Origin of the sequence: Nostoc sp. 'Peltigera membranacea cyanobiont' 213 (genome assembly GCF_002245975.1) — a bacterium.
Lineage (GTDB): Bacteria > Cyanobacteriota > Cyanobacteriia > Cyanobacteriales > Nostocaceae > Nostoc.
On the sequence record NZ_NOLI01000245.1, the window covers coordinates 1 to 5593 of the forward strand.

Below are 5593 nucleotides of genomic sequence, written 5' to 3' on the forward strand. Positions count from 1 at the left end.
TTTTGATAATGTATCAATTAAGTTATCTAAAATTTGACTAACCCAAGTGTTTTTTTCTCACTTGTGAGAAATCCGGGTTTAGCAGAAAGACCAGTGCATCATCTGAGTTTAGGACAAAAAAAGCGAGTTTCCATAGCAGATGTGATGGTGTTGCAACCAGAACTGTTGGTGTTGGATGAGCCAACTGCATATTTAGATATAAAACATAGTCGTAACTTGATAGCAACCATGAAAAAAGTTCATAAAGATGGAACCACTTTATTAATGGCAACCCATGATTTAGATTTAGTTTATCGGTGGGCGGATTGGGTTTTTGTCATGGATAAAGGGCGGCTGATGCTAGAAGGTAAACTATAACTTTGAATCTGTTCCTTTGAACTAAACTGCAACAAAATACTAACAATTGCACTGGTAGCATAACCAAACAATAAACCTAAAATTAATAGTGTCATCGTATCTTGCACTCGGCGAGAAACAACTAACATCATCCCTAAAACTGATGCTGCACCGAGACTTGCTGCTATCACTAAAGCAAAATCACTAATGATTCCCAAATCTGCTAATAATGTTGGTGTCGTAGCACTTGCTGTCAGCACAACTAACGCTACACCCAAACTTGCGCCAGAACTAATACCCAACACAAAAGGCCCCGCCAAGGGATTTTTAAATAGGGTTTGCATTTGCAAGCCACTCACACCTAAAGCCGCACCCGCTAAAGTTGCAGTTAAAGCTTTAGGTAGGCGAAATTTGAGAATAATATGAGTCCATGTCACTTTTTCTGCTTCTTGCCCGAGTAAAATTTTTATTACTTCATTAACAGGAATATCAACTGAACCTAAAGCCAAATCTAATAAAAAAGCCAAGATTAAACTTATAAGTATAATTAAGAAAATAATGGTTTTGAAAACCAGAGCTTTTTTGGTTATTAGGGAAGTTTTAAATTGATATTTTTCGCTGAACATTATTAATTAATTTTGTGGTAATAAAATAGTTTATGGTTAGGTAATATCTCTGGATGCAGTATTTTAATCAAATCAGATAAAACCATATCTGGGTTGCTAATTCCGCCTTCCCAGTAATCATTACCTCCACTTTCATTGAGACGGGCATTATTATTGTAAAGATTGCCTGTTTTCACAGCCTTAAAATCAGCATAGCGATTATCTTCAGCTACTAAATCCTTTAATTTCTTCCAAGATTGACTAAAATTCAACCAGTAGTCAGCATTGGCTGCACGTTCCAAAACAACTTCAAAAGATAAAGGTAAACTACCAGAGGATTTATCATCACTCCAGAGATAATTTGCTCCTGCGTCAGCTAGATATTTGGCTAAGTAACTTTTACCTCCAGGCATATACCAAGTACCTTTAAAATTGAACCCAACAAATATAGTTGGACGATTTTTTACAGCTTTAGCTTTTTCAGCTACTTGTTCATATTTATTGGCAATTTCACTAAATATTTTTTCTGCTTGCTCGTCTTTATTAAAAAACAGAGCAGTAAATTTTAACCATTCGCTTCTTCCCAGTGGTGTGTCTTCCATATATTCAGAATTTATACCCACTTTCAAACCCGCCTCTGTGAGTTTGGCATAACTATCAGTTTGGGAATTTCCAGTACCAAAAGTTGTTACCAAGTCAGGATTTAATTCTAGTACTTTCTCTATATCCACATTGGAATTATCACCTACTTGTGTTACCTTTCCGGCTTTAATTCTCTCTACAACATCAGGTGTATTTACTTGCTTACTATTACTAATACCAATCAGTTTATCAACTACACCTAATTTGGCTAGGTGGGGTAAATGAGTAGTAGATAGAGAAACTATGGAATTAATGGGAACTGTAATTACCCGTGCTTGATTAAATCCTTTTGGTGTGGGAGTTCCACATTGGACTAAAACATATTGAAACTTTGTGTTGGTATTCTGCCAAGGATTTTTTATAGTGACGATTTTGTAGTGTTTATGATACTCTACTGCCAAGCCTGTTGCATGAGTAATCTTAATTTTATTAGGGAAGTAATCAGTATTGGGGTCATATTTTTGAATGCAGCCGTTATTATTGGTATTTGTAGATGTATTAATTGCCGTAGTATGGCAAGCAATTACTAAAGTCGCAATGAGAAAAAACTGGCACAAAAAAATAATTTTGGAATGAGACAATTTGAAAAACTTCATATTATCTAATTTTTTGTCTGTCGGTGGGTAGTGGTGTTCAATAACTTTATTCCTTTTCAAGAAATGTTCATTTGTAGGTTGAATGAAGGCTTGCACGCTAAAATAATAGATGTAGTTATACTTAAAAGCTAATGAATATCAATATTGATATACCTGATGAGATGCGCGTTTATGTCGAGGCACAATTGATGACAGGTGCTTACAACAGCATCGGCGAGTATTTTCTAGACTTGGTGCAGCAAGACAAAAAACGTCAGGCGCAAGCGAAGTTAGAAATGCTTTTACTTGAAGGTATTAACTCGGACACTCAGGAAGTAACACCAGAATATTGGCAAAATTTGCGTTCTGCGGTTTTAGATGAAAATAGTACAGCAACACAAAGCGACGCATGAGCTATAAGTTAGTTGTCAGAAACCAAGCAACGCAAGATTTGCGGCAGCAGGCAAATTACATATTGGTCAATGGAAATGCAGATGTAGCGATGAAATTTCTTCTGGCGGCAGAAATGACGTTTGCTCAGTTGGCAAAAACTCCCAGTATAGGAAAGGTGACGCAGTTGGTTGTATCTAAATTGGGCGAAATCAGGCAATGGCGCATCAAAGATTTTAAGGATTACCTGATTTTTTATCGGATTCAGGATACTAATGTTGAGATTCTTCGGGTATTTCATGGAGCAAGAGATTTGGCAGATGTACTCAGCGAATTAGATGATGATTTTTAACCGCAGTTCTAATTTAAACAGACTTCGGTGGATAGCAATGTTCAATAACTTTGTTGCCTTTGAGTAAGTGTTCATTGACAATAGTTTCAGCTATATTTGAGTTAACACGAGTGTACCAAGTCCTATCATCCGAATAAAATACTACTGGCCCTTGTTGTCAAACTTCCAAACAGCCAGATGTTCTCACTTCTATGTCTAAACCTGCATTTTCAACTGCGGATTTTAAAGCATCAAATGTGGGTTGCCATTTGCGTGAAGGAAGACAGCGAGTAGAAGTGCAAACTGAGATATAAGAATGTTTGAGGGGGTTTTTAGTAAACGGTATAGGCTGGTTTCCCAATACATAAATATCTCGTAGTTCCTCATAAAGAGCTAACTTTGATAAATTCGGCTTACCTTCTGGTAATAAATTCTCACCTTCTACATACGGATTTGGCAAGAAAATCGTCATGAGGTTTTCATCTGCACCATTCCATAAATCTATTCCCCAACTTCTAGGGATACCTTCTGCATTAAACCGTCGATAAAATGCAGCACGATTTACTTGACGTTGTTGCCTTAATTCTAAAGGAGTCTTACAATGGGGGCCACCTAAATTAGCCTCAATACATAGGTGCAAATGCCAGCCTTCTGTAACTAATGTGAGATATCCATCATAGAGGATACAAATTTTCGGTGGAGCATTAAATTCTAATTCTAATACACCTCCTTGGACAATATGCCCTACCCCTACCTGCTGCCAATTTTGCTGAAATAAAGTGTAAAGTAGCGACGACAAAACATCGGTACTAGAATCAAAATATTCATATTCAATAGACCCCTCAGTAGATAAAGCCTCAATCACAACCTTATTTACTGGAGTTACCCAACAATTAAATTCAGTCATTCAAAACTCTCCTATGCGTAAAAAACTCTTGACTTCAAAACGTAGAACTCAACCCAACTTGAAAAACCCTCCCTCCATCAGGATAACCAGGAAATAACTGGTATCTCTGGTTAAAGATATTATCTACACTGCCTGTTAATACTAATGTATTACTTAGAGAAACCCGCATTTTGAAATCAAAAGTAGTATAACCAGACAAAAATTCTGTATTAGTATTGTTTATGGGATATGCACCCAAAGAATGCATCAGTATTCCAGCATATAAGCCTTGAGAAGTTTCATAAGAAAGTCCTGCATTCAAACTATCTGCACCTGCGAATCGTAATTCTTTATCAACTTCGGCAGAATTTGTACTTTTCAAAATTCGGGGGTCATTTGCTGTATAACTAACAAAAGTGTAGATATTCTTCGCTAGCTGCAAATTCAAAACTGCTTCGATTCCTGTAGTACGAACCTTACCAATATTTTCGTAAGTAGCTAGCGGAACAGCAAAGTTATAGGCGATTAAATCTGATATTGTGTTGTTGAAATAGGTCAAGCGCAATAAACCAAAGTTGCCTAACTTTTGGTCAATTCCGATATCATAACTATCGCCTTTCTCTGGACGGAGGTTAGGATTACCAACGTAACTACCACCATTCGCATATAAGCTGAAAAGATTCGGCGCACGGAAATTCTTGATATAGTTAGCTCTCAGGGTGGTAGAGTCTGTAAGTGCAAATTTTGCTCCTACACTCGGTGACGTAAAAGAGCCATTTGTCAAGCTGCTAAAATCTTGACGTAAGCCTAAGTTGGCAGTGAAACTAGGGGTAAAATTAATTTCATATCTAGCAAATAGTGCCCCTTGACTAATACTATCGTCGTAAGTAACTGTTTTTGTATTAGCGGAAAAGTCGAATGTACTGTTAGTAGCTGATACATTGCGATAATCAAAGCCATAAACTAGGGTTTGATTATGAGCAAATTTCCAACTGTGTTGTGTTTGCAATCCATAAGAAGTCTGCCCATTATCATATCGTGCTTGAGATGAATTGCGACTATCAAAACGAGTGTTGAGGAAATCTGCGTAAACTCTGGCTGTTAGCAGTGAATCATCCCCACCTCCTAATTTTGAGTTCCAGGTTAAATCAGTGAGAACTTGGTCTGTGTATTTGCGATCGCTATTCGTCAATGAGTTAAAATAGCCTTGACCAAATAATGGCTCAGAAATGGGTACTCCTCCTGGTACTCCTTGGTCTTTACCTAAATATAGGGTTGAGAGGGTTAGGGTGTTACGCTTTCCTAAATCCGCCTCTAGCTTGACATTAAAGTTATTGTAGAGAACATCATTATTTTCCCTGTTTCCCTTGAAATTCGCTTCTGGGATAGAAAAAGGATAGTTATTTTCGGCTTCGGTACGGTTGTAACCTACCACCCAACCAATAATCACCGACTTTCCCGCTATTACTAATAGTCTGCTGATTTAATCCATAAGCGCCAAAGGTAACTCCCGCTTGTGTTGTCACTTTTTCTGTGGGACGACGAGTGATAATGTTAATCACTCCCCCAATTGCATCGGAACCATAAAGGGTAGAACCACCACCTGGTAATACTTCGACTCTTTCAACGATATTGGTAGTAAATTCTGAAAGATCAAAACCACCAGAACCCAAATCGTTAATTGGTCTACCATCAAGTAAAATCAAGACTTGTGCAGAGTTAGAACCTCGAATAAATTGACCGCTTAAGGCTAGGGTGTTGACTTTGTGGGAAAATTGTCCACAAAAGTTCATGCAAATTCTGTGTCGTCATCCGAGGTTGAAAATAC

General features: G+C 37.5%; 3 protein-coding genes and 4 pseudogenes. 3 read left to right on the forward strand and 4 right to left on the reverse strand.

The window, feature by feature from the left end:
• Positions 1–33 precede the first annotated feature (33 nt).
• Positions 34–351, forward strand: a pseudogene (locus tag CDG77_RS33065) (ATP-binding cassette domain-containing protein); the annotation flags it as partial.
• 2 nt (positions 352–353) lie between these two features.
• On the opposite strand, the pseudogene CDG77_RS33070 reads toward CDG77_RS33065, so the two are convergent.
• Positions 354–962: pseudogene (locus CDG77_RS33070) on the reverse strand (iron chelate uptake ABC transporter family permease subunit); the annotation flags it as partial.
• 2 nt (positions 963–964) lie between these two features.
• Positions 965–2179 (reverse strand): ABC transporter substrate-binding protein, encoded by a 1215-nt coding sequence (locus CDG77_RS33075; RefSeq protein ID WP_094333410.1) that lies wholly within the window; start codon positions 2177–2179, stop codon positions 965–967.
• A gap of 131 nt (positions 2180–2310) precedes the next feature.
• Here CDG77_RS33075 and CDG77_RS33080 point away from each other — a divergent pair, with 131 nt between their 5' ends.
• Positions 2311–2571 carry a ribbon-helix-helix domain-containing protein gene (locus CDG77_RS33080; RefSeq protein ID WP_094333411.1) on the forward strand — a complete coding sequence of 87 codons (261 nt, stop codon included), beginning with the start codon at positions 2311–2313 and terminating at the stop codon, positions 2569–2571.
• Entirely contained in the window at positions 2568–2900 is a 333-nt protein-coding gene (locus tag CDG77_RS33085) for a type II toxin-antitoxin system RelE/ParE family toxin (RefSeq protein ID WP_094333412.1), read from the forward strand. Before CDG77_RS33080 ends, CDG77_RS33085 begins: the two co-directional genes overlap by 4 nt.
• Before the next feature lie 13 nt (positions 2901–2913).
• On the opposite strand, the pseudogene CDG77_RS33090 reads toward CDG77_RS33085, so the two are convergent.
• Positions 2914–3786, reverse strand: a pseudogene (locus tag CDG77_RS33090) ((2Fe-2S) ferredoxin domain-containing protein).
• A gap of 34 nt (positions 3787–3820) precedes the next feature.
• Positions 3821–5516 (reverse strand): annotated as a pseudogene (locus CDG77_RS33095) (TonB-dependent receptor); the annotation flags it as partial.
• Positions 5517–5593 lie beyond the last annotated feature (77 nt).

What these genes read in the sequence shown, in the direction of transcription:
- CDG77_RS33075 (WP_094333410.1), bottom strand. Translation starts at nt 2,179, where the DNA reads ATGAAGTTTTTCAAATTGTCTCATTCCAAAATTATTTTTTTGTGCCAG.
- CDG77_RS33080 (WP_094333411.1), top strand. Translation starts at nt 2,311, where the DNA reads ATGAATATCAATATTGATATACCTGATGAGATGCGCGTTTATGTCGAG.
- CDG77_RS33085 (WP_094333412.1), top strand. Translation starts at nt 2,568, where the DNA reads ATGAGCTATAAGTTAGTTGTCAGAAACCAAGCAACGCAAGATTTGCGG.